The sequence below is a fragment of the Alteromonas profundi genome, assembly GCF_010500865.1.
In the GTDB taxonomy this organism is placed as follows: domain Bacteria; phylum Pseudomonadota; class Gammaproteobacteria; order Enterobacterales; family Alteromonadaceae; genus Alteromonas; species Alteromonas profundi.
In genome coordinates, this window is record NZ_JAAAWN010000022.1 from 51,793 (window position 1) to 77,149 (window position 25,357).

Here is a 25,357-nt window from a genome sequence, read left to right on the forward strand (position 1 = left end):
GTACAGTGCGCGAAGCAATAGCGCGAGTAAAGAATAGAGAGTCCACCGGCATGCAAACATTAACCATAACTACCCCCGATGACTGGCATCTTCATTTTCGCGACAATGAAATGTTGGCTGAAACCGTCCCAGCAACAGCCCGCTGTTTTCAGCGCGCCATTGTAATGCCCAATCTGGTGCCGCCTGTGGTCAATGCCGACATGGCAATAGCGTATAAGCAGCGCATTGAAGCCGCGCGTCCCCAGGGAAGCGATTTCACTCCGTTGATGACATTGTTTTTAACCAACCAAACGACGGCACAGGACATTGTTGATGCCAAACAGGCCGGCGTGACCGCGTGTAAGCTTTATCCTGCAGGCGCAACCACCAACTCTGACGCCGCGGTGAAAGGCATAGAAGCTTTGTACCCTGTGTTTGAGGCTATGCAAGCAGAAGGATTGTTGCTGCTGATACATGGGGAAGTTACCGAGCACCATATCGATATTTTTGATAGAGAAAAAGTTTTTATCGATAAGCATTTATCCTTGATAGTAAACGCGTTCCCTAAGCTTAAAGTGGTATTTGAACATATCACCACCGCAGACGCGGCAGCATTCGTCAAAGAAGCCAGTGATTTCGTCGGCGCCACTATTACCCCGCAGCATTTGCTTCTTAACCGCAACGATTTATTAGTGGGCGGCGTTCGTCCACACAATTATTGTTTGCCTGTGCTAAAACGCAACACGCACCAGCAGGCCTTAAGGGACGTAGTCGCCACTGGCCACAAGCGTTTCTTCTTAGGCACTGATTCTGCCCCCCACGCCAAGCACAAAAAAGAAAATGCCTGTGGCTGTGCAGGATGCTATAGCGCGTGGTCTGCCATTGAGCTGTACGCGGAAGTATTTGAACAGCTAGGCGCAATTGATAAATTAGAAGGTTTTGCTAGTCACAACGGCGCCGATTTTTACGGCTTGCCACGCAATACTACAACCATAACGCTAGAGAAAAACCAATGGCAGGTACCTGAACAAGTAACACTTGCTGATGGAACAGACATGGTACCCTTTTACGCAGGTCAGCCACTGCAATGGAAATTAAAGAGCGCGTTTAACCCGCGCTAATTTTTGACGCTTTAATTATACAAAGGCCAGATATTCTGGCCTTTGTCATCTTTGGAAAACCGAAATGACAATAGAAACCATCAAGCATTTAGCTATTAACCCAGATATCCAGCGCGCGCTGGATAGCCAAGGTATTTATACGCTATCGCCCATTCAAGCTCAGTCGTTACCTCATGCCCTAGAAGGGAAAGACGTTATTGGCCAAGCACAAACAGGCAGTGGTAAAACCCTATGCTTTGTTATTCCGGCTTTAGAAACCATTGATGCCAGTAATTTTTCTACGCAGGTGGTGATGCTTTGTCCTACCCGCGAGCTTGCCGATCAGGTAGCACAGCAATGCCGAAATGCGGCAAAGCAAATAGGGAATATAAAGGTGCTTACTTTATGCGGCGGTCAGCCTATGGGCCCACAAATTCAATCGCTTAAGCACGGCGCTCATATTATTGTCGGTACGCCAGGACGTGTTATGGATCACGTTGAGCGTCGCCGTCTCGATTTATCTGAGGTAAAACTTCGGGTGCTTGATGAAGCTGACCGCATGCTAGATATGGGGTTTGAAGATGCCTTAGGCGTTATTTTTTCGCCGATGAAAAAAGCGGTGCAAACCCTACTATTTTCTGCCACTTTCACAGAACAAATTGAGCGTATTGCTGATCAATACCTTAAAACACCGGTAACCTGTAAGGTTGAGTCTCAGGTAAGTAAGCCGTCTATCACTCAGCTAGGCTACAACGTATTACCGCATACCCGTATACAAACATTAAAAGCACTGCTTACACACTACCAACCTAAAAACGCCATTGTCTTTTGTAATCGCCGGGTTCAAGTAGCTGAAGTGGTTGATGAATTGGTAGCCGAAGGCTTTAGTGCAGCAGGTTTGCAGGGCGATATGGAACAGATAGCGCGTACCGCCGTACTTATGCAGTTTGCAAGCGATGCGCTACAAGTATTGGTTGCCACTGATGTAGCGGCACGAGGCTTAGACATAGACGACATAGACTGTGTTATTAACTACATGGTAAGTGAAGAGCCGGAAACCCATATCCACCGTATAGGTAGAACGGCCAGAGCCGGTGCGCAAGGTACCGCAATTACACTAGTGGGCCACGAAGAAGAGCACTTTTTACGTAAAATTGAGGTGTTGCAAGAAAGCGATATTGAAATGAAAGGGGCGCAGGCGCTGCGATTCCATAAAAATCGCATTGTATTGCCTGACTATGTGTGTATTTCCCTTAGTGCAGGTAAAAAACAAAAAATACGCCCAGGTGATCTTGTGGGCGCATTAACTAAAGATGCAGGTATACCGGGCGATGATGTGGGAAAAATTGCGGTGCAAAACAGTATGAGTTTTGTGGCGGTGAAAGTGCGTAGCGTGAAGCGAGCGATGGCCCACTTTAGAGATGGAAAGATTAAAGGCAAACGCGTACGCGCACGCAAACTATAATTAGTTATAAAGCAGTATTGAGAAGGAGTGAGCATGTCCGGTGAAACAAATTTAGCGGTATTGTTGAAAAATTTAATGCCGGTGAAAAAGCCGGGGGAGTACGTATTTGTCAGCGTTGCGCCTAGCCGTGTTACGGCTGAACTGATGATGTCAGCGCTTGCCACTTTCAAAGAAAAAGAAGGAATAAGCCTTATTTTAGAGGTTGGGGCAGCAAAAGAGTTTGAATTAACCTATGAAGGCACCTACAGCTGTATCACGTGTGAAGTGCATTCTAGTTTAGATGCCGTTGGAATGACGGCGGCTATGACGGCAGCGCTTACGCATACCCATATTAGTGCCAATGTAGTAGCAGGTTTTTATCATGACCATATCTTTGTGCCGACAACAAAGGCAGATCAAGCCGTAATGGTGCTTTCCTCGCTTTCCTTAGAATAAAGCGTCGTTATAGAGTACCAATAAAAAGGGCGACATACGATGTCGCCCTTTTTGATCTCATGGGGTTATTTTCCCGTTACCAAATTTTCACCCGTTTTTCAGGTGCTAAGTACAGCTCGTCTTCTTTGGTTACGTCAAACGCCTGGTAGAACTCAGGTACGTTACGCACAGCACCATTGGCACGGAACATAGCCGGTGCGTGGGTATCAGTTTGAATTTGCGTACGCAGCGCTTCATCACGGTACTTGGTGGCCCATATTTGGCCAAAACCAATAAACACACGCTGATCGCCGCTAAAGCCGTCAATCTCAGGTGCTTGCTTGCCTTCTAGCGACAAATGGTAAGCCTTCAGCGCAATACTGATGCCCCCTAAGTCTCCGATATTTTCACCGAGTGTGTATTCGCCATTGACGAACAAATCAGGTAAGGCTTCAAACTGATTGTATTGATCTACTAGGGTGGCGGTGCGGGCCTTAAACTCGCTAAGGTCGGTCTCTGTCCACCAGTTGCGAAGAACACCATCGCCATCAAAGGTTGAGCCAGAATCATCAAAGCCGTGGCCTATTTCGTGCCCGATAACCGCACCGATACCGCCATAGTTCACCGCATCCTCGGCATTCATGTCAAAGAAAGGAGGCTGAAGGATTGCAGCTGGAAATACAATTTCATTAGCTGAAGGGTTGTAGTAGGCATTAACCGTTTGTGGGGTCATAGACCATTCGTGCTTCCAAACGGGTCCACCTTGTTTCTTCAGCATTTCTGCATAGCGCATGTCGGCAGAGCGCTTTAAATTACCAAATAAATCTTGCGCATCAACGGTTAGACCTGAGTAGTCTTTCCATTGGTTTGGGTAACCAATTTTAACGGTAAACTTCGAAAGTTTATCAAGCGCTTGTTTACGTGTATCGTCGGTCATCCAATCAAGTTGTTCGATGCTTTCTTTATACGCCAGTAGTAGGTTGTTCACCATTTCTGTCATACGATCTTTGGCTTCAGGTGGAAAATGTTTTTTCACATACACTTTGCCAATCACTTCGCCAACATGAGCATTGGTTAAGCCTACCGCACGACGCCATAGTGGGCGCTGTTCTTCTACGCCGCTAAGGGTTTTACTGTAAAATTCGAAGTTTGCAGTATCGAATTCTTGTGAAAGCTGGCTAGCTGTAGAATTTAATAGCCCCCACTTCAAAAACACCTTCCAGTCTTCTAAAGAGGTTTCAGCAATAAGCGCATCAATTTGCTTCATGAAATCGCTTTGCAAGAACACGACACTGTCTAATTGCTCAAGCTGCATTTCTTTTAAGAATAACGCCCATGGGAAATTAGGCATGTAAGTGTCAAGTTCATCTACACTTACTTTGTTGTAGTTGGCAGCCCAATTACGTACTTGCTCTTTCTTCATATGAAGTTCAGCAATATCGCGCTCCATATCGAACAACATTTGCGCACTTTTGGCCGGCGCATTGAACTTGGCGAGGGTGAACATAGTTTCGATATGTTTTAGGTAGGCATCGCGTATTTTTTGTGACGCTTCATCGTCTTTAAAGTAGTATTCCCTATCTGGCAAACCAAGGCCCGATTGCCAGGTATAAATCATGTAATTTTCTGGCGATTTGAAATCAGCTTCTTGGCCAATTTGAAATGGCGCAACATATCCATAACGATTCGCATAGGCAAAATAACGCGCCAATTCGTCGTAACTGTCTATTGCTTCAATTTTTTCAATGTCAGCGGTAAGCGGTGTCATACCTAATGCATTGCGCGTGTCCATGTCCATATATGCACGGTAAAAGTCACCCACTTTTTGTTCGTCAGAGCCGTCAACAAAGTCACCTTCAGATGAACTTCTGATGATCTCCATTACATGGTCTTGTGACTCGTCACGCAAAATGGTGAAAGACCCATAGCTAGACTTATCCGCAGGAATTTTAAGGTTATCTATCCATTTGCCGTTAACATAACGGAAGAAGTCTTCACCTGGGTCCACAGATAAATCCATATTCTTTTTGATTACGCCAGACTGCAAGGTTTGTTGCTGCTCGGCTGCTACAGGAGTGGGGGTTTCAGTGGTGGCGTTTTGAGGGCTACATGCCGAAAGTGCGAGTGCTACACCTAGGCTTACTACAGTTCGTAACATTACTTCTTCCTACTTCATTTATGCTAGCACGCCTTTTATAGGCGTTTTTTAAGACCCGCTTTTTTATCATGGGCCTACCAATAGAAAAAGTATTTATAGTGAAAATACATAGCTTGTAACAACTTAGCGCGCCAACTTCGCTATAGTAAAAGGCCAGATGTAATTCTGCATACTGATATAGCGTGTGGCTAGCCATACAGAAGGAGAGCTTATGTTGCCGTTTGATACCGTGTCACCTTGTGAATACGCCGATGCGTTGCCTCGTGAGCAATTTATGCATTACAGTATCAAGCCACTTTGGCACCCCATACCGCGTATAGCCGGCCCCGCGTTTACCGTTAAATGTGCGCCCGGCGACCATCTTATGCTACACGCAGCAATATACCGTGCTCAACCTGGCGATATTATCGTAGTAGAAGCGGATGACGAATTTGCCGTAGCTGGGGGAAATGTATGCGCGATAGCCCAGGCGAGGGGAATAAAAGGGTTTGTTATCGATGGGGTAATACGAGATTTAGCGGAAACCCGTGACAATAAATTTCCAGTGTTCGCCAAGGGGGTAGTACCTAAACCTGGAGCCAAAAAATGTATATCGCCGCTAAATCAATCGATAAAGTGTGGCGGTGTAGAGGTAAACCCCACAGATATTATTGTTGCTGATGAAGAAGGTATTGCCGTAATCCCGCACCTAAGGGCGCAAGATGCGTTCGAAATAGCGAGTGCTCGGGCTAAGAAAGATGAGGCAATGTCGCTTTCTCAATGGCAAGCCCAGCACCACGAAAAAGTTGAGAGTATTCTGAAAGACCTAGGCTTTAACGATAAATAAACGGGCATTATGCCATTATAGAGTGGCTTTGCCCGTTGTTGGTCGTATTCGATGCCAAATGGCGTTGGCAAATACCCTATACAGTGGGACAAATGACAGCAGTAAAACATTGCTGAAACCGAGCCTCCACCATGTACAGGGCATCTACCACGTACAGTGCAACTGTTACTTATAGATAAGTTATGCAAATAAGCAGCAACGCACAGGCATTTCGCTTATTCAGCAATAACTCCACAGGCTACACGAGGGCCGCCGCCCCCCAGTTTTTTGGGTTGATCTGAATAGTTGTCGCCACCGGCATGGATCATTATTGCTTTACCGTGAATATCTTCAAGATCTAATTCTGGCGCAAAAACCGGCTTAGTGGCATTGCCATTTTCATCCACGTACAAGGCGGGAAGATCGCCTTCATGACCTGACTCCGACCATGGCTCTTTATGATGACCGGTATGTTCTGGGTCATAATGACCACCCGCCGCGCCGCCAGGCACTTTTTTACCGTTCTTCATTGTGGCCGAGCAATCGCCATTTTCATGAATGTGAAAGCCGTGAGCGCCAGGCGTTAATCCGCTAAGATCAGGCGTGAAAACAACGCCATCGTCATCGTGTTCACGTACTTGTATGGTGCCTATGCTGCTATCGGTTTTTAAATTTTTCATCATAACATTAGTCGTGTCGGCTTCTCCTGCCACTGCGATACCAACTGAACTGAGTGCTAACGATACAGCGCCTACCAGCGCGGTTAAACTGCGTCTTTTCATCATGCTCTCCTTTTCTTCGGATCAATATTCTATTAGCTAAATCAGTAGGCAAAAATGCCCGCTTACCTAGTAAAAAAGCATGAACCGCACCAATCCTACTTATTAGCGTTAACCCGCTGTATACATAGAGGTAATAGCTTGCAATGCGTAACCCATTCGGGTTTATGAAGAGGATAGTGCTTCGAATTAACACACCTTATGAAAATGTTACCCGATAGGCTGTCACAAAAAGTTCAGGGCATAAAATAAAGATATACTAACGCGCAGTGAAAAGCGGCAAGCCTTAGTGATTAAAGCTACCGATCGCAGAACTTAACCTAGCCGTTTATATGAACCAAAATAGTAAAGGTTTTGCCGATAGCGCAGCCTAGATAGTGTAGAATCAGCCAGATATTTTGCAGTTGATGTTTAACCATACGAGCGACAGTACATGTTTTCATTTTTTGAGCGCCTTACTAAGCCCTTTCCCGATACACTTCCAAGTCAACCTCCAAAGGGAATGGTCGCTTTCTGTAAGTACTATACCCAAGGTATGTGGGGCGTCATCGCCACTGTGTCTTTATTAAGTGCCATTGTGGCTATGTTAGAAGTCACCTTATTTGGTTTCCTTGGCCAATTGGTTGATTGGTTTTCAGAACAAAACCGCGATACATTTTTAGCCGAACAAAAATGGACGCTCGTAACCATGGGGCTGACAGTATTAGTTTTGATCCCCGGCTTTATTTTATTGCGTTCATTGTTTTCACGTCAGTCTTTAATGGGCAATTACCCTATGCGTATCCGGTGGCAAGCCCATCGGTATTTACTTAGCCAAAGCCTGACATTTTTCCATAATGAGTTTGCAGGCCGCGTAGCGACCAAAGTAATGCAAACCGCGCTATCAGTAAGAGAAACCGTCACCAAAATACTCGACCTGATGGTTTATATCTCGGTGTATTTTATTTCGATGGTCGTGCTTATATTCAGCACCGACTGGCGTCTTGCCGTGCCGCTTATTATTTGGTTTTTTGTTTATGTAGCAATTTTACGGGTGCTGGTACCAAAGCTAAAAGACGTGTCGCAAAAACAAGCTGATGCGCGTTCTCTTATGACGGGGCGAATTGTCGATAGTTATACCAATATCACAACAGTAAAACTTTTTTCTCATAGCCGCCGTGAGGCTGATTATGCCCGCGAGAGTATGGACGGCTTTCTCCACACGGTGTATCCGCAGATGCGCTTAGTTACGGTGCTCGAGTTTTGCGTAGAAATGGCCAACGCTATTCTTATTTTCTCCATTGGCGCGCTGTCGGTGTATTTATGGCTAGAAAATATCGCCAGTGCCGGTGACATTGCTATCGCCATTAGTCTGTGTCTTCGATTGAATGGTATGTCACATTGGGTAATGTGGGAAGTATCGGGGCTGTTTGAAAACCTAGGTACCGTACAAGATGGCATGAATACATTGGCGCAACCGGTAAGTGTAAAAGACAAGCCCAATGCCGATGCGCTGTCCGTTGCTGGCGGCAGTATTCGTTTTGATAAGGTGAACTTTTCTTACCAAGGGGCTGATAATCAGCCTATTAACGTATTCTCGCAATTAAACTTAACCATTAAACCCGGTGAAAAGGTGGGGCTAGTAGGGCGTTCGGGGGCAGGGAAGTCTACCTTAGTTAATCTGCTCATGCGTTTTTACGATACCCAAAGTGGGCGAATTATTATAGATGGCCAAGATATCACCGAAGTGGGACAAGAAACCCTGCGTGCTAAAATTAGTATGGTGACGCAAGATACCTCGCTCATGCATCGTTCAGTGCGCGACAATATTTTATACGGTCGTACCGATGCCACTGAAGAAGAAATGATACGTGCTGCAAAGCAAGCAGAGGCCCACGACTTTATTCTTACCTTAACCGATAGCCAGGGCAGAACCGGTTACGATGCCCATGTAGGCGAACGGGGTGTGAAGCTTTCTGGTGGTCAAAGGCAACGCGTGGCTATCGCCCGTGTGTTGTTAAAAGACGCCCCTGTGCTAATTTTAGATGAAGCGACATCAGCGTTAGATTCTGAAGTGGAAGCCGCTATCCAGGCATGTTTAGATAAAGTAATGGAAGGAAAAACCGTGCTTGCTATTGCACATAGATTGTCGACGATCGCACAGATGGACAGGCTACTGGTGCTAGATAAAGGGCAAATAGTTGAACAAGGCTCTCATAGTGAGTTATTAGCCCATAACGGTATCTACGCAAAACTGTGGGCGCACCAAACGGGAGGCTTTATTGGGGTTGAGTAAACTACGCAAGAGGCATAAAGCGCTTGTAACTTGAAAGTGGTTAAGTATAATACGCCTCCCTCCCTTGCGATACCGCACTTTCCTTCGAAAAGACGCACTTATCACAAGGGTAATGTAAGTAAAATTTGTTAGTTTAAAACACCACAGGGGTGTAGTTCGAATTGGTAGAACAGCGGTCTCCAAAACCGATGGTTGGGGGTTCGAGTCCCTCCACCCCTGCCAGATTTCATGCTTACGTACAAACGTGAGTTTAACGACGCTGTAGTGCTAGGATCGTGACATGAGCGAAAAGACGGAAAATCAGTCCAACGGGTTGGACATGTTTAAATGGGTAATCGTTTTTGCCCTACTTGCAGGGTTAGTTACCGCTAACACTATGTATGGTGAAATTTCGGTACTATACCGTGCGATCGCCGCAGTAGTAGTAGTGGCAATCTCAGGCTTTTTGGCAGCATCTACGGTTAAAGGTAGTACGTTCCTAAGCTTTGCTAAAGAATCTCGTACTGAAGTACGCAAGGTTGTTTGGCCTACTCGCCAAGAAGCTAACCAAACTACGCTAATCGTGCTTGCAGCAACAGCGGTAATGTCACTTATCCTTTGGGGTTTAGACGGTATCATTGTGCGTTTAGTAAGCTTTGTTACTGGAATAGGAGCATAACGTATGTCTGAAGAAGCAATTAAGAAAAGATGGTACGTAGTACAAGCATATTCTCAGTATGAAGCGCGTGTTAAAAAGACGCTGCTTGAATACATAAAAATGCACAATATGGAAGAATACTTCGGTCAGGTTTTAGTACCAACGGAAGAAGTGGTAGAGATGCGTGCAGGCCAAAAGCGTAAATCTGAGCGCAAATTCTACCCAGGTTATGTTTTGGTTGAGATGGCGATGAATGAAGATTCATGGCACTTAGTGAAAAGTGTGCCTCGCGTACTTGGCTTTATCGGTGGTACATCAGATCGCCCAATGCCAATTACCCAAAAAGAAGCCGACGCTATCTTAAATCGTCTTGAAGAAAATGTTGATAAGCCAAGACCAAAAACCTTGTTCGAACCAGGCGAAGTGGTACGTGTTACCGACGGTCCTTTTGCCGACTTCAACGGTGTAGTAGAAGAAGTAGACTACGAAAAGAGCCGCGTAAAAGTATCGGTGCTTATCTTCGGTCGCTCAACACCGGTAGACCTAGAATTTGGTCAGGTAGAAAAAGGCTAATCGCTTTTTACTTGTACCCATTGAAAAAACCTGCTTCTTGCAGGTTTTTTTATCTCTGCTCGTTAACCTTGACTTGATAAAAGTCTTCTAAAGGAACAAGTAAGTAGGCGGGTAACGTCAGTGCGATAATAAACGCGTAATGACGCCATTAACCACTATTACTCATATAAGCTATACCAGCGCACCTAGGCTCATGTTCATTTTTGGGGGCTCATATGCTTCGCCTTGTTCTTAAGTTTGACGCACTTACCTAGTTTAACTTTTTGATTTTATTTAACTTTGTTTTGCTGTTCTTGAACGTGCTATAACCTAATCACCGTATCTTCATTATTATTACTACCGTCTTGTTTTGAAACTGCCCCTAAGATCGTTTTTTAAACACTTTAACCCTTGCATAATGATTACCCACCTTATATAATGCGCGCCCTTTTAAACGGAAACGGGAAGCCGATTGAGCAAATATTCTCTGTATTTGCGAGGCGTTAGACCCAAACAAGAGAGCATTTAAAATGGCTAAAAAAGTAAGCGGTATTATCAAGCTTCAGGTTGCAGCTGGTTCTGCTAACCCAAGTCCACCAGTTGGTCCTGCACTAGGTCAACATGGTGTAAACATCATGGAATTCTGTAAGGCTTTCAATGCGAAAACTGATAGCCTTGAGAAAGGCGCTCCGGTACCAGTAGAGATTACGGTATACGAAGATCGCTCTTTCACATTCGAAACTAAGACTCCTCCTGCGTCTTACCTGCTTAAAAAAGCAGCTGGCATCAAGAGTGGTTCTGGCCGTCCTAACACTGAGAAAGTGGGTAAAGTTACTCGCGCTCAGCTAGAAGAGATTGCTAAAACTAAAGAGCCAGATCTAACAGCAGCTGACTTAGATGCAGCGGTACGCACTATCGCGGGTTCTGCTCGCTCAATGGGCTTGAACGTAGAGGACTAATCGAATGGCTAAATTAACGAAACGCGCTCGTCTTATTCGCGACAAAGTTGAAGCGACTAAAGAGTACGAAATCAATGAAGCGGTAGCGCTTCTTAAAGAACTAGCTACAGCTAAGTTCGCAGAAAGCGTTGACGTAGCAGTTAACCTTGGTATCGATGCAAAGAAATCTGACCAAAACGTTCGTGGTGCAACTGTACTACCTAACGGTACTGGTAAAGACGTTCGCGTTGCAGTGTTTACCCAAGGCGCAAACGCTGAAGCTGCTAAAGAAGCAGGTGCAGACATCGTTGGTATGGATGACCTAGCTGAGCAAGTTAAAAAAGGCGAAATGAACTTTGACGTTGTAGTTGCTAGCCCAGACGCAATGCGTGTTGTTGGTCAACTTGGTCAAATTTTAGGTCCACGTGGCCTAATGCCTAACCCTAAAACGGGTACAGTAACGCCAGACGTTGCTACTGCTGTTAAGAACGCGAAAGCGGGCCAGGTACGCTACCGTAACGATAAGAACGGTATCATCCATGCTAGCATCGGTAAGATTGCGTTCGAAACAAACCAAATTCAAGAGAACCTTGAAGCACTACTTGAAGCATTGAAGAAAGCGAAGCCTTCTTCTGCTAAAGGTACTTATATCAAGAAGATCAGCCTAAGCACCACTATGGGCGCTGGCGTATCTCTAGATAAAGCTTCAGTAGGTCTATAAAACTATTGAGCGAAAGCTCAACAGTTTCTCTTAAAGGTTATGGGTTGGAGCTGTGATATTTAGCAGTGCTAATAAGCAGCTCCCGTCCAAGACCGCAGGTGCGGTGTGGTGGAAGAAGTAAGAGAGCTTTCACAGTCAACATACTGCTTAATACAACAACCTGCGCAGACGGTGGTTTGACTCAGACTCTCTGGGGTAACAAACACCGTAGAGCGGTACTTTCAATTGTGGAAGTATCAATCTGTGAACCCTGACCGCGTAAGTAGGAAACTACAGACAACGTCAGATACAAAGAGGTGAACTCAGTGGCACTAGGTTTAGCAGCAAAAAAAGAGATCGTAGCAGAAGTTTCTGAAGTTGCGTCTCGCGCTCTATCCGTTGCCGTCGCTGAATACCGTGGGATGGAAGTTGCAGAACTGACTGACCTTCGCATTAAAGCTCGTGAGCAAGGCGTATACCTTAAGGTTATCCGTAATACTCTAGCTAAACGTGCATTGGCAGACAGCAAATTTGCAGACATCGATAGCGCGCTTACAGGCCCGCTTATTTATGGTTTTTCAATTGACGCACCTGGCGGTGCGGCTCGTCTTTTCAAAGACTTTGGAAAATCAAACGATAAGCTAAATGTAACAGCACTATCGATTGGTAGTGGTCTTCTTGGTCCAGAAAAATTGGACGCAGTGGCTTCACTTCCAACTCGCGACGAAGCGCTTGCAAAACTACTTGCAACCTTCAAAGCACCGGTGGGCAAATTCGTTCAAACTATCAACGAAGTACCTACCAAATTTGTGCGCGTATTGGCGGCGATCAAAGACGAGAAGTAATTTCCGTTTTTGGCATATTGATTTTTTTAACATTCAAAACCCAGGAGTTTAGAGAACATGGCTCTAACTAAAGAAGATATCTTAAACGCGATTGCTGAAATGCCAGTTATGGAATTGGTTGAGCTAATCGAAGCAGCTGAAGAAAAGTTCGGTGTTGAAGCAACTGCAGCAGTAGCTGTAGCTGGTCCAGCAGCTGGCGGTGAAGCAGCAGTTGAAGAGAAAACTGAATTTGACGTTGTAATGACTTCATTCGGTGGCAACAAAGTTGCAGTAATCAAAGCAGTTCGCGGCGCGACTGGCCTAGGTCTTAAAGAAGCTAAAGAAGTAGTTGAATCTGCTCCTAAAGCTATCAAAGAAGGCGTAAGCAAAGAAGAAGCTGAAGAGCTTAAAGCACAGCTAGTTGAAGCTGGTGCCGAAGTTGAAATCAAGTAATCTGAATTGATCAGATTATTTGCCTGAGACGGCAAGGCTGGTGGTTTTTTGAACCACCAGCCTTTTTGCGCTGTGTAGTGTGTAGAATTTTTACCCTTGGCTATACACCGAAAAGCGCACTCGGAGATTCCACAAAAAGCATAAAACCAACAACTTAACTAAAAATTGGTTAAATTTTGTTGTATGCTGGTGAAATCGCCCGAAAAAGGGTTGTGGAAGTTTGTTGCTTAGTGCGCCATTTAACACGCAGCTTTTAGCCCATAGCACGCGTCTTAAAGCATTTTGCAGCAGGTTGGGTCATAAATCAGCAGGCTGAGGAACCCATGGTTTACTCTTATAGCGAAAAGAAACGTATCCGTAAGGATTTTGGCAAACGCCCACAGGTATTGGAAATTCCATACCTTCTTTCAATTCAGCTTGATTCTTTCAAAAAGTTTATTGAGATCGACGCCGATGCTCAATACGGTTTGGAAGCAGCATTTCGTTCCGTTTTTCCAATTAAAAGTTACTCAGGTAATTCAGAGCTTCAGTATGTAAGCTACCGCCTGGGAGAGCCAGTTTTTGATGTTAAAGAATGTCAAATCCGCGGCGTAACTTTCTCTGCTCCGTTAAGAGTAAAACTACGGTTAGTGTTGTTCGATAAAGACGCTGCCCCAGGTACCGTAAAAGATATTAAAGAACAAGAAGTGTACATGGGCGAGATCCCATTAATGACAGAGAACGGTACGTTCGTTATTAATGGTACAGAGCGTGTTATCGTGTCACAGCTACACCGTTCGCCTGGTGTGTTCTTTGATCACGACAAAGGCAAAACTCACTCGTCAGGAAAAGTGCTTTATAATGCACGTGTTATTCCTTACCGCGGGTCGTGGTTAGACTTTGAGTTTGACCCGAAAGATAACTTGTTTGTACGTATCGACCGTCGTCGTAAGTTGCCTGCAACTATTATCTTACGCGCGTTGGAGATGACGTCTGAAGAAATACTCGATACTTTCTTCGAAAAAGTTAATATCCGCATCGACAAAGACCGCTTAATGATGGAAGTGGTACCCGATCGCCTACGTGGTGAAACGGCTGCCTTTGATATCATTGATGGTGAAGGCAACGTAGTTGTTGAAACCGGTCGTCGTGTGTCTGCGCGCCATACTCGTGCGTTAGAAAAAGCGGGGTTGACTGAACTTGAAGTACCAGCAGATTACCTAATTGGTCGCGTATTTGCCGCCACTTATGTAAATGAAGATACTGGCGAAGTGATTGTTAGCGCTAACGAAGAGTTAACGCTAGAAAACCTTGCAGCACTAAGTCAAGCAGGTATCAAAGAGTTCGAAACTCTGTACATTAATGAATTGGACCATGGTTCATACATTTCTGACACACTACGTATCGACTCTTCAACAAACCGCCTAGAAGCGCTAGTTGAAATTTACCGCATGATGCGCCCTGGTGAGCCACCAACAAAAGATGCAGCTGAAACCTTGTTTGAGAACCTATTCTTCTCAGAAGAGCGTTATGACTTATCATCTGTTGGTCGCATGAAGTTTAACCGTCGTCTAGGCCGTGAAGAACTTATAGGTTCAGGTACGCTAGATAAAGAAGACATTATTGCTGTAATGAAGCAGCTAATAATGATTCGTGATGGTAAAGACGAAGTTGATGATATCGATCACCTTGGTAACCGTCGTATCCGTTCTGTTGGTGAAATGGCTGAAAACCAATTCCGTGTTGGTTTAGTACGTGTAGAACGTGCTGTTAAGGAACGTCTAAGCTTAGGCGACCTTGATAACATCATGCCACAAGACCTAATTAACGCTAAGCCTATTTCGGCTGCAGTTAAAGAGTTCTTTGGTTCATCACAGTTATCTCAGTTCATGGACCAAAACAACCCGCTATCGGAAGTAACGCATAAGCGTCGTATTTCTGCATTAGGCCCGGGCGGTCTTACCCGTGAACGTGCAGGCTTCGAAGTTCGAGACGTACACCCGACCCACTATGGTCGTCTGTGTCCAATCGAAACGCCGGAAGGACCGAACATCGGTCTAATCAACTCATTGGCAAGCTTTGCGCGTACCAATGATTTTGGTTTCCTTGAAACACCTTTCCGTCGCATTGTTGATGGCGTGGTGACTGAAGAAATCGATTACCTATCTGCTATTGAAGAAGGCCAATACGCCATTGCACAGGCGAACATTGCGCTAACTGAAAATGGTGAGCTAGTTGACGACCTTATACCATGTCGTCACCGTGGTGAAACTACCTTGATGCCTACAGAAGACATTAAGTACATGGACGTTTCTCCACAGCAAATCGTTTCGATTGCAGCAAGTATCATCCCGTTCCTAGAACACGATGATGCTAACCGTGCACTTATGGGTGCCAACATGCAACGTCAGGCAGTACCGACACTACGCGCTGATAAGCCGCTTGTAGGTACAGGTATGGAAAGAACCATCGCTGTAGACTCGGGTGTAACCGTAGTTGCTAAGCGCGGTGGTATGGTAGATTACGTAGATGCCAGCCGTATCGTTATTAAAGTAGATGAAGAAGAAATGCTTCCAGGTGAAGCAGGTATCGACATTTACAACCTGACTAAATACACACGTTCTAACCAGAACACCTGCATAAACCAACGTCCTACTTGTAGTGTGGGCGACCCAATTGTTGCAGGCGACGTGCTAGCTGATGGTCCTTCAACCGACCTTGGTGACCTTGCACTTGGCCAAAACATGCGTATCGCGTTTATGCCGTGGAATGGTTATAACTTTGAGGATTCAATCCTTATTTCTGAGCGTGTAGCACAGGAAGACCGTTTTACTACGATTCACATTCAAGAGCTAAGCTGTATTGCTCGTGATACCAAGCTTGGTCCAGAAGAAATTTCTTCTGATATTCCAAACGTGGGTGAATCTGCACTAAGCAAGCTTGATGAATCAGGTGTTGTTTACATTGGTGCAGAAGTGAAAGGCGGTGACATTCTTGTAGGTAAGGTAACGCCGAAAGGTGAAACCCAGCTTACGCCAGAAGAAAAACTGTTAAGAGCCATCTTTGGTGAGAAAGCGTCTGACGTTAAAGATACGTCTTTACGTGTACCTAACTCAGTACACGGTACCGTTATCGACGTTCAAGTATTTACCCGTGACGGTGTAGAGAAAGACAAACGCGCGCTTGAAATTGAAGACATGCAGCTTCGTCAGGTTAAGAAAGACCTTACTGACGAATTTGAAATTCTTGCTGACGGTATTTTTGCTCGTGCTCGTAATGCATTCATCCGCGCTGGCGTAGATGAAACTAAGCTAGACAGCATGCCGCGTGAGAAGTGGTTTGATATTCCACTTAACGATGAAGACGCACAGCTTGAGATTGACCAGATTGCTGAGCAACACGCTGAGATTAAAGCTGACTTCGATAAGAAATTTGAAGTTAAGCGTCGTAAGATCACACAAGGTGATGATCTTGCGCCAGGCGTGCTTAAGATTGTTAAGGTTTATCTAGCGGTTAAACGTCATATCCAGCCAGGTGATAAAATGGCCGGTCGTCACGGTAACAAAGGTGTTATCTCGACCATCCAGCCTGTAGAAGATATGCCTTACGATGCTAACGGTACGCCGGTAGATATCGTACTTAACCCTCTAGGTGTACCGTCTCGTATGAACATCGGTCAGATTCTAGAAACTCACTTAGGCATGGCAGCCCATGGTCTAGGTGTGAAAATCGACCGTATGATCAAAGAACAGCGTGAACTCGCTGAACTGCGTGAATTCCTGAAGAAGGTATACGAGCTTGGTGAGAATCACCAAGAAGTGGATATCGACAACTTCACTGATCACGAAGTTAGACGCCTTGCAGAGAACCTGCGTAAAGGTGTGCCGGTAGCTACGCCTGTATTTGACGGTGCTCGCGAGTCTGAGATTAAGGAAATGCTGAAGCTTGCTGATATTCCAGAAAGCGGTCAGATTGCCTTGTTCGACGGTCGTACTGGTCGTGAGTTTGAACGTCCAGTAACGGTTGGTTACATGTACATGCTGAAACTGAACCACTTGGTTGACGATAAGATGCACGCCCGTTCAACCGGTTCTTACAGCCTAGTTACACAGCAGCCGCTGGGTGGTAAAGCTCAGTTCGGTGGTCAGCGCTTCGGTGAGATGGAAGTGTGGGCCCTTGAAGCTTACGGTGCAGCATATACCCTTCAGGAAATGCTTACTGTTAAGTCGGATGATGTTAACGGCCGTACTAAGATGTACAAGAACATCGTCGATGGCGATCACAGAATGGAGCCTGGTATGCCAGAATCCTTCAACGTATTACTTAAAGAAATTCGCTCGTTGGGTATCAACATCGAGTTGGAAGAAAAGTAACACGGCAATCGCCACGTAATGACATGAGATGGCCCGGCGCTTGCGCCGGGTTCTAGAGACTGACTCCGCTGGGAGAGTAATGTGAAAGACTTATTAAAGTTTCTAAAGCAACAACACAAGACTGAAGAATTCGATAATATTCGAATTGGTCTTGCTTCACCTGACATGATTCGTTCATGGTCTTTTGGTGAAGTGAAGAAGCCAGAAACCATTAACTATCGTACGTTCAAACCTGAGCGTGACGGCCTATTCTGTGCGCGTATTTTCGGGCCGGTAAAAGACTACGAATGTCTTTGCGGTAAATACAAGCGTTTGAAGCACCGTGGTGTAATCTGTGAGAAGTGTGGTGTAGAAGTTACCCTAACAAAAGTACGTCGTGAGCGTATGGGTCACATCGAGCTAGCTAGCCCAGTTGCACACATTTGGTTCTTAAAATCACTTCCGTCTCGTATCGGCTTAATGCTTGATATGACACTACGTGATATTGAACGCGTACTTTATTTTGAATCATACGTGGTGACAGAGCCAGGTATGACTACGCTTGAGCGCGGTCAGCTTCTTAACGAAGAAGAATACCTAGACTCTTTAGAAGAGCACGGTGACGAGTTTGACGCTAAAATGGGTGCAGAAGCAGTATTTGATTTGCTTACTGTCCTTGACGTTGATGCCGATGTTGCAGCAATGCGTGAAGAACTTCCGTCAATCAACTCTGAAACTAAGCGTAAGAAGATTACTAAGCGTCTTAAGTTGCTAGAGTCGTTCCAGCAATCTGGTAACAAGCCAGAGTGGATGATTCTACAAGTGTTGCCAGTACTTCCACCGGATTTACGCCCACTAGTACCACTAGATGGCGGCCGCTTTGCAACGTCTGACCTTAACGACCTTTACCGTCGTGTAATTAACCGTAACAACCGTCTTAAGCGTCTTCTAGACCTTGCGGCGCCTGACATCATCGTACGTAACGAAAAACGTATGCTTCAAGAAGCGGTAGATGCCCTTCTAGATAATGGTCGTCGTGGTCGTGCAATTACAGGGTCTAACAAGCGTCCACTTAAGTCGCTTGCAGACATGATCAAAGGTAAGCAAGGTCGTTTCCGTCAAAACCTTCTTGGTAAGCGTGTTGACTACTCAGGCCGTTCTGTAATTACCGTTGGTCCTACACTACGTCTTCACCAGTGTGGTCTTCCTAAGAAGATGGCACTTGAGCTATTTAAACCGTTTATCTACGGTAAGCTTGAAGGTCGTGGTTTAGCCACAACAATTAAAGCTGCTAAGAAGCTTGTAGAGCGCGAAGCACCAGAGGTTTGGGACGTACTAGATGACGTTATCCGCGAACACCCGGTACTACTTAACCGTGCACCTACACTTCACCGTTTGGGTATCCAAGCTTTCGAACCAACACTTATCGAAGGTAAAGCGATTCAGCTTCACCCGTTAGTGTGTGCGGCGTACAACGCCGACTTCGATGGTGACCAAATGGCGGTACACGTTCCGTTGACAATCGAAGCACAGCTAGAAGCACGTGCGCTAATGATGTCTACGAACAACATTCTGTCACCGGCAAATGGTGAACCAATCATCGTACCTTCACAGGACGTTGTATTAGGTCTTTACTACCTAACCCGTGACAAAGTAAACGGCTTAGGCGAAGGCATGGTATTTACCAGCCCGAATGAAGCAGAAAAAGCATACCGTACCGGTAATGCTGAGCTTCACTCTCGCGTTAAAGTGCGTATTTCAGAATTCGACATCGATGAAGATGGCAACAAAACTGAGAAAGTAACGCTAACTGATACTACGGTTGGTCGTGCAATTTTCTCATTGATTCTACCTAAGGGTCTGCCGTTTGAAATCATCAACCAAGCGATGGGTAAAAAGCAGATTTCAAGACTATTGAATGCTTGTTACCGTACGCTAGGTTTGAAAGATACCGTAATTGCTGCTGACCAAATCATGTATACCGGTTTCCACTACGCGATGATCGCGGGTGCATCTGTTGGTATCGACGATATGGTTATCCCTGCTGCTAAGAAAGAAATTATCGACGCGGCGGAAGCAGAAGTTATCGAAATTCAGGAACAGTTCCAAAACGGTCTTGTTACCGCGGGTGAACGTTACAACAAAGTTATCGATATCTGGTCAAATGCCAACGAAAAAGTTGCTAAGGCCATGATGGATAACCTTAAAACTGACATCGTAATTAACCGCGATGGCGAAGAAGAAGAGCAATCATCATTTAACTCTGTTTACATGATGGCTGACTCCGGTGCTCGTGGTAGTGCCGCTCAGATTCGTCAGCTAGCGGGTATGCGTGGTCTGATGGCTAAGCCAGATGGCTCAATCATCGAAACCCCGATTACGGCAAACTTCCGTGAAGGTCTGAACGTACTACAGTACTTCATCTCTACTCACGGTGCGCGTAAAGGTCTAGCGGATACTGCACTTAAGACAGCGAACTCGGGTTACCTAACCCGTCGTCTTGTAGACGTTGCACAAGATTTGGTTATTACTAACGATGACTGTGGCACATTCGAAGGTGTTCAAATGACACCACTTATCGAAGGTGGCGATGTTGTTGAACCATTGCGTGAGCGTGTACTAGGTCGTGTTATTGCAGAAGACGTAGTGAAGCCAGGTACTGACGAAGTATTGGTTGAGCGTAACGTGCTGCTTGATGAAGCGCTAGTAGATATGCTTGAAGCAAACTCAGTGGACCAAGTTATGGTTCGCTCGGTTATCACCTGTGACAACGACTTTGGTGTTTGTGCCAATTGTTACGGTCGTGACCTTGCACGCGGCCACATGGTTGGCAGCGGTGAGTCAGTGGGTGTTATCGCTGCTCAGTCTATCGGTGAGCCAGGTACACAGCTTACCATGCGTACGTTCCACATTGGTGGTGCGGCATCAAGAGCGTCTGCAGAGAACAGTGTTCAAGTTAAGACTGCGGGTAGCCTTAAGCTACACAACGAAAAATTTGTACGTAACTCTGATGGCAAATTGGTTATCGTTTCTCGTTCAACTGAGCTTACCGTTATCGATGAGCAAGGTCGTGAGAAAGAGCGTTATAAAGTACCTTATGGTGCTGTGCTTAGCGTGGACGACGGTGCAACGATTGCAGCTGGCGACATTGTTGCTAACTGGGATCCGCATAGTCACCCAATCGTTACTGAACGTGCAGCTAAAATTAGCTTTGCCGACATTGACGACTCTAACACCGAAATGCAGCAAGACGAGCTTACTGGTTTAACGCGTATCGTTGTTAAAGACCTATCTAAGGTTAACGCCAAAGAGCCTAAGCTTATCCTGGAAAGTGACGAGTTCGGACTTCAAGAAATTCGTCTTCCAAGCTTCACCACTATTGAAGCGAAAGAAGGCAAGGTGGCTAACGAAGGTGACGTGCTAGCACGTATACCTCAAGAAAGTTCGAAGACCCGTGATATTACCGGTGGTCTACCTCGCGTAGCCGACTTGTTTGAAGCACGTAAGCCTAAAGAGCCAGCTATTCTTGCAGAAGTGTCAGGTACCATTGGTTTTGGTAAAGAAACCAAAGGTAAGAAGCGTCTAGTTATCACGCGTCCAGATGGCGAAGCATACGAAGAGATGATTCCGAAATGGCGTCAGCTTAACGTGTTCGAAGGTGAGAAAGTGGAAAAAGGCGAAGTTATCGCCGATGGTCCAGAATCTCCACATGACATCTTGCGTCTACGCGGTATCTCTGCAGTAGCCAACTACATCGTGAACGAAGTTCAGGAAGTATACAGTCTACAGGGTGTAAAAATTAACGATAAGCACATCGAAGTTGTTATACGTCAGATGCTGCGTAAGTGTATTATTACTCACCCAGGAGATACGCAGTTCCTAGAAGGCGAGCAAGTAGAAGTATCGAACGTGAAAGTGGCTAACCGAGAAATTGAAAAACTTGGTAAGATGCCAGCGCAGTATGAAACACAACTGCTTGGTATTACTAAAGCATCACTTTCAACTGAGTCGTTTATTTCTGCAGCATCGTTCCAGGAAACAACGCGCGTACTTACCGAAGCCGCTGTGCAAGGTAAAGAAGATGACTTACGTGGTCTGAAAGAAAACGTTATCGTGGGTCGTTTGATCCCAGCCGGTACCGGTTTCGCATACCACGAACGTCGCGCCCAGCAGCGTAAAGAGCAAATCGAAGAAATGTCTGTATCTGCTGCCGAAGCAGAACAAGCATTAACCGAAGCGCTTAACGCTGGTGCAGATGAAGACTCTGCTGAATAAGGTGTGATCAAGGGAGTACGTTAACGTACTCCTAACAAATTGGCATGTCAGGCTGACAGTTTAGCGGTTTATTATCTGTCTATCCTTTGTACAGCTTGACAGTCAGTGCTTTGATCATTAATATTCCGCGACCCGATTTTTGATAGCCTTTAAAAGGCAACAGAAAAGGGGCGCGGTTTTTTGTATCAGAGCTCTGCTAACACTGACGAGCACAGGGTTAGCTAAAAAGAGAGCGACGGTGATGAAGTCGCATTAGTATGGACCCAATCATAGTGATTGGGTTTTCGTAGTTTTTAATCAGGAGCTAGTTAATGGCAACAGTTAACCAGTTAGTGCGCAAGCCTCGCAAAAAGCCCGTTGAAAAAAGCAACGTAGCTGCATTGCAAGCTTGTCCACAAAGACGTGGTGTATGTACTCGTGTATATACTACTACGCCAAAGAAACCAAACTCTGCACTACGTAAAGTTTGTCGTGTACGTCTAACTAACGGTTTTGAAGTTTCTTCTTACATCGGTGGTGAAGGTCACAACCTACAAGAGCACAGTGTAGTACTTATCCGTGGTGGTCGTGTTAAAGACTTACCAGGTGTTCGTTATCACACAGTTCGCGGTACACTTGACTGCGCAGGCGTTAACGATCGTAAGCAAGCCCGTTCTAAGTACGGTGCGAAGAAGCCTAAATCTTAACGGTTCTCCGTTAGTAAGGCCAAACTGAAGTTTAAGAGTTTTGGGTTATCCCTGAATTCATACGGAGAATAGAAAATGCCAAGAAGAAGAGTCGTAGGTCAACGTAAAATCCTACCAGAGCCGAAGTTCGGTTCACAATTGCTTGCAAAATTCATGAATGTCGTAATGCTCGACGGCAAAAAGTCAGTCGCTGAAAAAATCGTTTACGGTGCGCTTGATATTGTTGCTGAAAAAACCGGCAAGGCACACCTAGATGTATTCGAGGAAGCACTTGATAACATTCGTCCTACTGTAGAGGTTAAATCTCGTCGTGTAGGTGGTTCAACTTATCAGGTTCCAGTTGAAGTACGTCCAGTACGTCGTAATGCACTAGGTATGCGTTGGATGGTAGACGCTGCACGTAAACGTGGTGAAAAGTCTATGTCTCAGCGCCTGGCTGCTGAAATGCTTGATGCTGCAGAAAACAAAGGTTCAGCGGTTAAGAAACGTGAAGACGTTCACCGCATGGCCGAAGCAAACAAAGCGTTTGCTCACTACCGTTGGTAATCAACGTTATTTAACTGAGAGAGATATATGCCTCGTAAGACCTCGATTGAGCGGTACCGTAATATTGGTATTGTGGCGCATGTGGACGCGGGTAAAACCACGACTACAGAGCGTGTTCTGTTTTATACAGGACTGTCTCATAAAATCGGTGAAGTGCACGATGGTGCTGCAACCATGGACTGGATGGAACAGGAGCAGGAGCGTGGTATTACTATCACATCTGCTGCGACTACCTGTTTCTGGTCAGGAATGGAAAAGCAGTACGATCAGCACCGTATAAATATTATTGATACGCCTGGACACGTAGACTTTACCATTGAGGTAGAGCGTTCATTACGTGTTCTTGATGGCGCTGTTGTTGTATTTTGTGGGTCTTCTGGGGTTGAACCTCAATCAGAAACAGTCTGGCGACAGGCTGATAAGTATGAAGTGCCACGCCTTGTGTTCGTCAATAAGATGGACCGGGCTGGCGCTGATTTTGAACGTGTTGTGGCTCAAATCCGCAAGCGTTTAGGCGCAACCTGTGTTCCTATTCAATTGAACATGGGCGCTGAAGACGATTTTCATGGTGTCATCGATTTAATAAAGATGAAATCAATCAACTGGAATGAAGCTGACATGGGTATGACATTTACCTATGAAGACATTCCGGCTGAATATCTCGATAAAGCGCAGCAGTATCGTACCGATATGATTGAAGCTGCGGCGGAAGCATCTGATGAGCTGATGGACAAGTATTTGGAAGGCGAAGAGCTAACTGAAGAAGAAATCCGTTTAGGTCTTCGTACGCGTACCTTGAACAACGAAATTGTTCTTGCCACTTGTGGCAGTGCCTTCAAAAACAAAGGTGTTCAAGCTGTACTCGATGCCGTTATCGACTTTTTGCCTGCTCCAACCGAAGTTAAAGCTATTACCGGTGTTCTTGACGATAAGAACGAAACCGAAGCAGAGCGTCACGCAGATGATAACGAACCGTTTTCTGCGTTAGCATTTAAAATTGCTACCGACCCGTTTGTGGGTACGTTGACGTTCTTCCGCTGCTACTCTGGCGTGGTGAATACTGGTGATACTGTGTATAACCCGGTTAAGGGTAAGCGCGAGCGCTTTGGGCGTATCGTGCAAATGCATTCTAAAGATCGTGAAGAACTAAAAGAAGTGCGTGCAGGAGATATCGCTGCCGCTATTGGTTTAAAAGATGTTACTACCGGTGACACACTTTGCGATCCTAACAATGTGATTACGCTTGAACGTATGGAGTTTCCTGACCCGGTAATTTCCATTGCCGTTGAGCCGAAATCTCAAGCAGATCAAGAAAAAATGGGGATTGCTCTGAGCAAACTTGCTGCAGAAGATCCTTCATTTAAAGTAAAAACTGACGACGAAACCGGACAGACAATTATTTCTGGAATGGGTGAGCTTCACTTAGATATCATCGTTGATCGAATGAAACGTGAATTTAAGGTTGAATGTAATGTTGGTAACCCTCAGGTTGCTTACAGAGAGACCATTCGTAAGTCTGTTGAAGTTGAAGGTAAGTTCATTCGTCAGTCTGGTGGCCGCGGTCAATTTGGCCACGTGTGGTTACGTATAGAGCCGCAAGAAGAAGGCGCAGGCTACGAATTTGTAAATGACATCGTCGGTGGTGTTGTACCTAAAGAGTACATCCCCGCCGTAGATAAAGGAATTCAGGAGCAGTTACAAAGTGGTGTCGTAGCAGGGTATCCTGTACTTGATGTAAAGGTTACTTTGTTCGATGGTTCATACCATGATGTTGACTCTTCTGAAATGGCGTTTAAGATCGCCGGCTCTATGGGTTTCAAAAATGGCGCCGCAGAAGCAAATCCGGTGTTGCTTGAACCCACTATGAAAGTTGAAGTAACTACTCCAGAAGACTGGATGGGTGATGTTGTTGGTGACTTAAATCGTCGTCGCGGCATGATCGAAGGTATGGAAGATGGCGTAGCAGGTGTTAAGATAATACGTGCAAAAGTGCCGCTTTCAGAAATGTTTGGGTATGCTACTGCTTTGCGTTCTCAGACGCAGGGTCGGGCTTCATACTCAATGGAGTTCTTCAATTATTCTGAGGCGCCGAACAATGTGGCGCAGGCTATTATTGAATCTAGAATTTAATCTAAATGAAGGTTCGGTCCGGTCTATGTGTGGGTCGGACTTTTAACTTAGGAAACGAGAAAAATGGCAAAAGAAAAGTTTGAACGTACGAAACCCCATGTAAACGTGGGTACTATCGGCCACGTTGACCACGGTAAAACTACCCTAACTGCAGCTATCACTACAGTTCTTTCAAAGACCTATGGTGGTTCAGCTCAGGCTTTCGATCAAATCGATAACGCGCCTGAAGAAAAAGCTCGTGGTATCACCATCTCTACTTCACACGTAGAATATGACACTCCAAGCCGTCACTACGCTCACGTAGACTGCC

At 45.5% G+C, this 25,357-nt stretch carries 19 protein-coding genes and 1 tRNA gene; 18 read left to right on the forward strand and 2 right to left on the reverse strand.

Going from position 1 to position 25,357, the window contains the following annotated elements; all coding sequences use genetic code 11:
* The first annotated feature begins 50 nt into the window (after window positions 1-50).
* The 3 genes from pyrC to GTH32_RS14745 all read left to right on the forward strand — a co-directional run bounded on the left by pyrC (window position 51) and on the right by GTH32_RS14745 (window position 2,979).
* Window positions 51-1,100 carry a dihydroorotase gene (pyrC, locus tag GTH32_RS14735; protein WP_163087144.1) on the forward strand — a complete coding sequence of 350 codons (1,050 nt, stop codon included), beginning with the start codon at window positions 51-53 and terminating at the stop codon, window positions 1,098-1,100.
* Window positions 1,101-1,164: 64 nt separating this feature from the next.
* On the forward strand, window positions 1,165-2,544 hold the full coding sequence (gene dbpA / locus GTH32_RS14740) for an ATP-dependent RNA helicase DbpA (RefSeq protein WP_163087146.1): 1,380 nt from the start codon (window positions 1,165-1,167) through the stop codon (window positions 2,542-2,544).
* A gap of 33 nt (window positions 2,545-2,577) precedes the next feature.
* Complete coding sequence (locus GTH32_RS14745; protein WP_163087148.1) at window positions 2,578-2,979, forward strand: ACT domain-containing protein; 402 nt, start codon at window positions 2,578-2,580, stop codon at window positions 2,977-2,979.
* Between the two features lie 76 nt (window positions 2,980-3,055).
* Here the strand turns inward: GTH32_RS14745 and GTH32_RS14750 are convergent, their stop codons facing one another.
* The gene (locus GTH32_RS14750; RefSeq protein WP_163087150.1) at window positions 3,056-5,116 is read right to left on the reverse strand and encodes a M13 family metallopeptidase; all 2,061 of its coding nucleotides are present in this window, start codon (window positions 5,114-5,116) and stop codon (window positions 3,056-3,058) included.
* Window positions 5,117-5,327: 211 nt separating this feature from the next.
* Here GTH32_RS14750 and GTH32_RS14755 point away from each other — a divergent pair, with 211 nt between their 5' ends.
* Window positions 5,328-5,942 (forward strand): RraA family protein, encoded by a 615-nt coding sequence (locus GTH32_RS14755; protein WP_163087152.1) that lies wholly within the window; start codon window positions 5,328-5,330, stop codon window positions 5,940-5,942.
* Window positions 5,943-6,157: 215 nt separating this feature from the next.
* Here GTH32_RS14755 and sodC read toward each other — a convergent pair whose 3' ends face one another.
* Window positions 6,158-6,703 carry a superoxide dismutase family protein gene (gene sodC, locus GTH32_RS14760; protein ID WP_163087179.1) on the reverse strand — a complete coding sequence of 182 codons (546 nt, stop codon included), beginning with the start codon at window positions 6,701-6,703 and terminating at the stop codon, window positions 6,158-6,160.
* A 430-nt stretch (window positions 6,704-7,133) separates the two neighbouring features.
* Here sodC and GTH32_RS14765 point away from each other — a divergent pair, with 430 nt between their 5' ends.
* The 14 genes from GTH32_RS14765 to GTH32_RS14830 form a co-directional block, all read left to right on the forward strand.
* Window positions 7,134-8,975 (forward strand): ABC transporter ATP-binding protein, encoded by a 1,842-nt coding sequence (locus GTH32_RS14765; RefSeq protein ID WP_163087154.1) that lies wholly within the window; start codon window positions 7,134-7,136, stop codon window positions 8,973-8,975.
* A 145-nt stretch (window positions 8,976-9,120) separates the two neighbouring features.
* Window positions 9,121-9,197 (forward strand) — tRNA-Trp (locus GTH32_RS14770).
* 58 nt (window positions 9,198-9,255) lie between these two features.
* Window positions 9,256-9,633, forward strand: a complete 378-nt coding sequence (gene secE, locus GTH32_RS14775; protein ID WP_163087157.1) for a preprotein translocase subunit SecE — start codon at window positions 9,256-9,258, stop codon at window positions 9,631-9,633.
* Window positions 9,634-9,636: 3 nt separating this feature from the next.
* A complete protein-coding gene (nusG, locus tag GTH32_RS14780; RefSeq protein WP_163087159.1) occupies window positions 9,637-10,185 on the forward strand; it encodes a transcription termination/antitermination protein NusG in 549 nt (182 codons plus the stop codon).
* Window positions 10,186-10,694: 509 nt separating this feature from the next.
* Window positions 10,695-11,123: a 50S ribosomal protein L11 gene (gene rplK / locus GTH32_RS14785; protein ID WP_044058299.1), complete on the forward strand. Its 429-nt coding sequence runs from the start codon at window positions 10,695-10,697 to the stop codon at window positions 11,121-11,123.
* 4 nt (window positions 11,124-11,127) lie between these two features.
* Entirely contained in the window at window positions 11,128-11,823 is a 696-nt protein-coding gene (gene rplA / locus GTH32_RS14790) for a 50S ribosomal protein L1 (protein WP_163087161.1), read from the forward strand.
* 305 nt (window positions 11,824-12,128) lie between these two features.
* Window positions 12,129-12,647 (forward strand): 50S ribosomal protein L10, encoded by a 519-nt coding sequence (gene rplJ, locus GTH32_RS14795; protein WP_163087163.1) that lies wholly within the window; start codon window positions 12,129-12,131, stop codon window positions 12,645-12,647.
* Between the two features lie 57 nt (window positions 12,648-12,704).
* Complete coding sequence (gene rplL / locus GTH32_RS14800; protein WP_163087165.1) at window positions 12,705-13,079, forward strand: 50S ribosomal protein L7/L12; 375 nt, start codon at window positions 12,705-12,707, stop codon at window positions 13,077-13,079.
* Window positions 13,080-13,402: 323 nt separating this feature from the next.
* Entirely contained in the window at window positions 13,403-17,431 is a 4,029-nt protein-coding gene (rpoB, locus tag GTH32_RS14805) for a DNA-directed RNA polymerase subunit beta (protein ID WP_163087167.1), read from the forward strand.
* Window positions 17,432-17,512: 81 nt separating this feature from the next.
* Window positions 17,513-21,685: a DNA-directed RNA polymerase subunit beta' gene (gene rpoC / locus GTH32_RS14810; protein WP_163087169.1), complete on the forward strand. Its 4,173-nt coding sequence runs from the start codon at window positions 17,513-17,515 to the stop codon at window positions 21,683-21,685.
* 311 nt (window positions 21,686-21,996) lie between these two features.
* A complete protein-coding gene (rpsL, locus tag GTH32_RS14815; protein ID WP_013786326.1) occupies window positions 21,997-22,371 on the forward strand; it encodes a 30S ribosomal protein S12 in 375 nt (124 codons plus the stop codon).
* Between the two features lie 75 nt (window positions 22,372-22,446).
* On the forward strand, window positions 22,447-22,917 hold the full coding sequence (rpsG, locus tag GTH32_RS14820; protein ID WP_163087171.1) for a 30S ribosomal protein S7: 471 nt from the start codon (window positions 22,447-22,449) through the stop codon (window positions 22,915-22,917).
* Between the two features lie 27 nt (window positions 22,918-22,944).
* Entirely contained in the window at window positions 22,945-25,047 is a 2,103-nt protein-coding gene (fusA, locus tag GTH32_RS14825) for an elongation factor G (RefSeq protein ID WP_163087173.1), read from the forward strand.
* A gap of 63 nt (window positions 25,048-25,110) precedes the next feature.
* Window positions 25,111-25,357 (forward strand): GTP-binding protein (locus GTH32_RS14830; protein WP_246223276.1); only part of this gene is annotated, 247 nt, incomplete at its 3' end.

Bases quoted from the DNA above. Each gene is read 5' to 3' on its own strand.
- pyrC (WP_163087144.1), top strand. From the start codon at position 51: ATGCAAACATTAACCATAACTACCCCCGATGACTGGCATCTTCATTTT.
- dbpA (WP_163087146.1), top strand. From the start codon at position 1,165: ATGACAATAGAAACCATCAAGCATTTAGCTATTAACCCAGATATCCAG.
- GTH32_RS14745 (WP_163087148.1), top strand. From the start codon at position 2,578: ATGTCCGGTGAAACAAATTTAGCGGTATTGTTGAAAAATTTAATGCCG.
- GTH32_RS14750 (WP_163087150.1), bottom strand. From the start codon at position 5,116: ATGTTACGAACTGTAGTAAGCCTAGGTGTAGCACTCGCACTTTCGGCA.
- GTH32_RS14755 (WP_163087152.1), top strand. From the start codon at position 5,328: ATGTTGCCGTTTGATACCGTGTCACCTTGTGAATACGCCGATGCGTTG.
- sodC (WP_163087179.1), bottom strand. From the start codon at position 6,703: ATGAAAAGACGCAGTTTAACCGCGCTGGTAGGCGCTGTATCGTTAGCA.
- GTH32_RS14765 (WP_163087154.1), top strand. From the start codon at position 7,134: ATGTTTTCATTTTTTGAGCGCCTTACTAAGCCCTTTCCCGATACACTT.
- secE (WP_163087157.1), top strand. From the start codon at position 9,256: ATGAGCGAAAAGACGGAAAATCAGTCCAACGGGTTGGACATGTTTAAA.
- nusG (WP_163087159.1), top strand. From the start codon at position 9,637: ATGTCTGAAGAAGCAATTAAGAAAAGATGGTACGTAGTACAAGCATAT.
- rplK (WP_044058299.1), top strand. From the start codon at position 10,695: ATGGCTAAAAAAGTAAGCGGTATTATCAAGCTTCAGGTTGCAGCTGGT.
- rplA (WP_163087161.1), top strand. From the start codon at position 11,128: ATGGCTAAATTAACGAAACGCGCTCGTCTTATTCGCGACAAAGTTGAA.
- rplL (WP_163087165.1), top strand. From the start codon at position 12,705: ATGGCTCTAACTAAAGAAGATATCTTAAACGCGATTGCTGAAATGCCA.
- rpoB (WP_163087167.1), top strand. From the start codon at position 13,403: ATGGTTTACTCTTATAGCGAAAAGAAACGTATCCGTAAGGATTTTGGC.
- rpsL (WP_013786326.1), top strand. From the start codon at position 21,997: ATGGCAACAGTTAACCAGTTAGTGCGCAAGCCTCGCAAAAAGCCCGTT.
- rpsG (WP_163087171.1), top strand. From the start codon at position 22,447: ATGCCAAGAAGAAGAGTCGTAGGTCAACGTAAAATCCTACCAGAGCCG.
- fusA (WP_163087173.1), top strand. From the start codon at position 22,945: ATGCCTCGTAAGACCTCGATTGAGCGGTACCGTAATATTGGTATTGTG.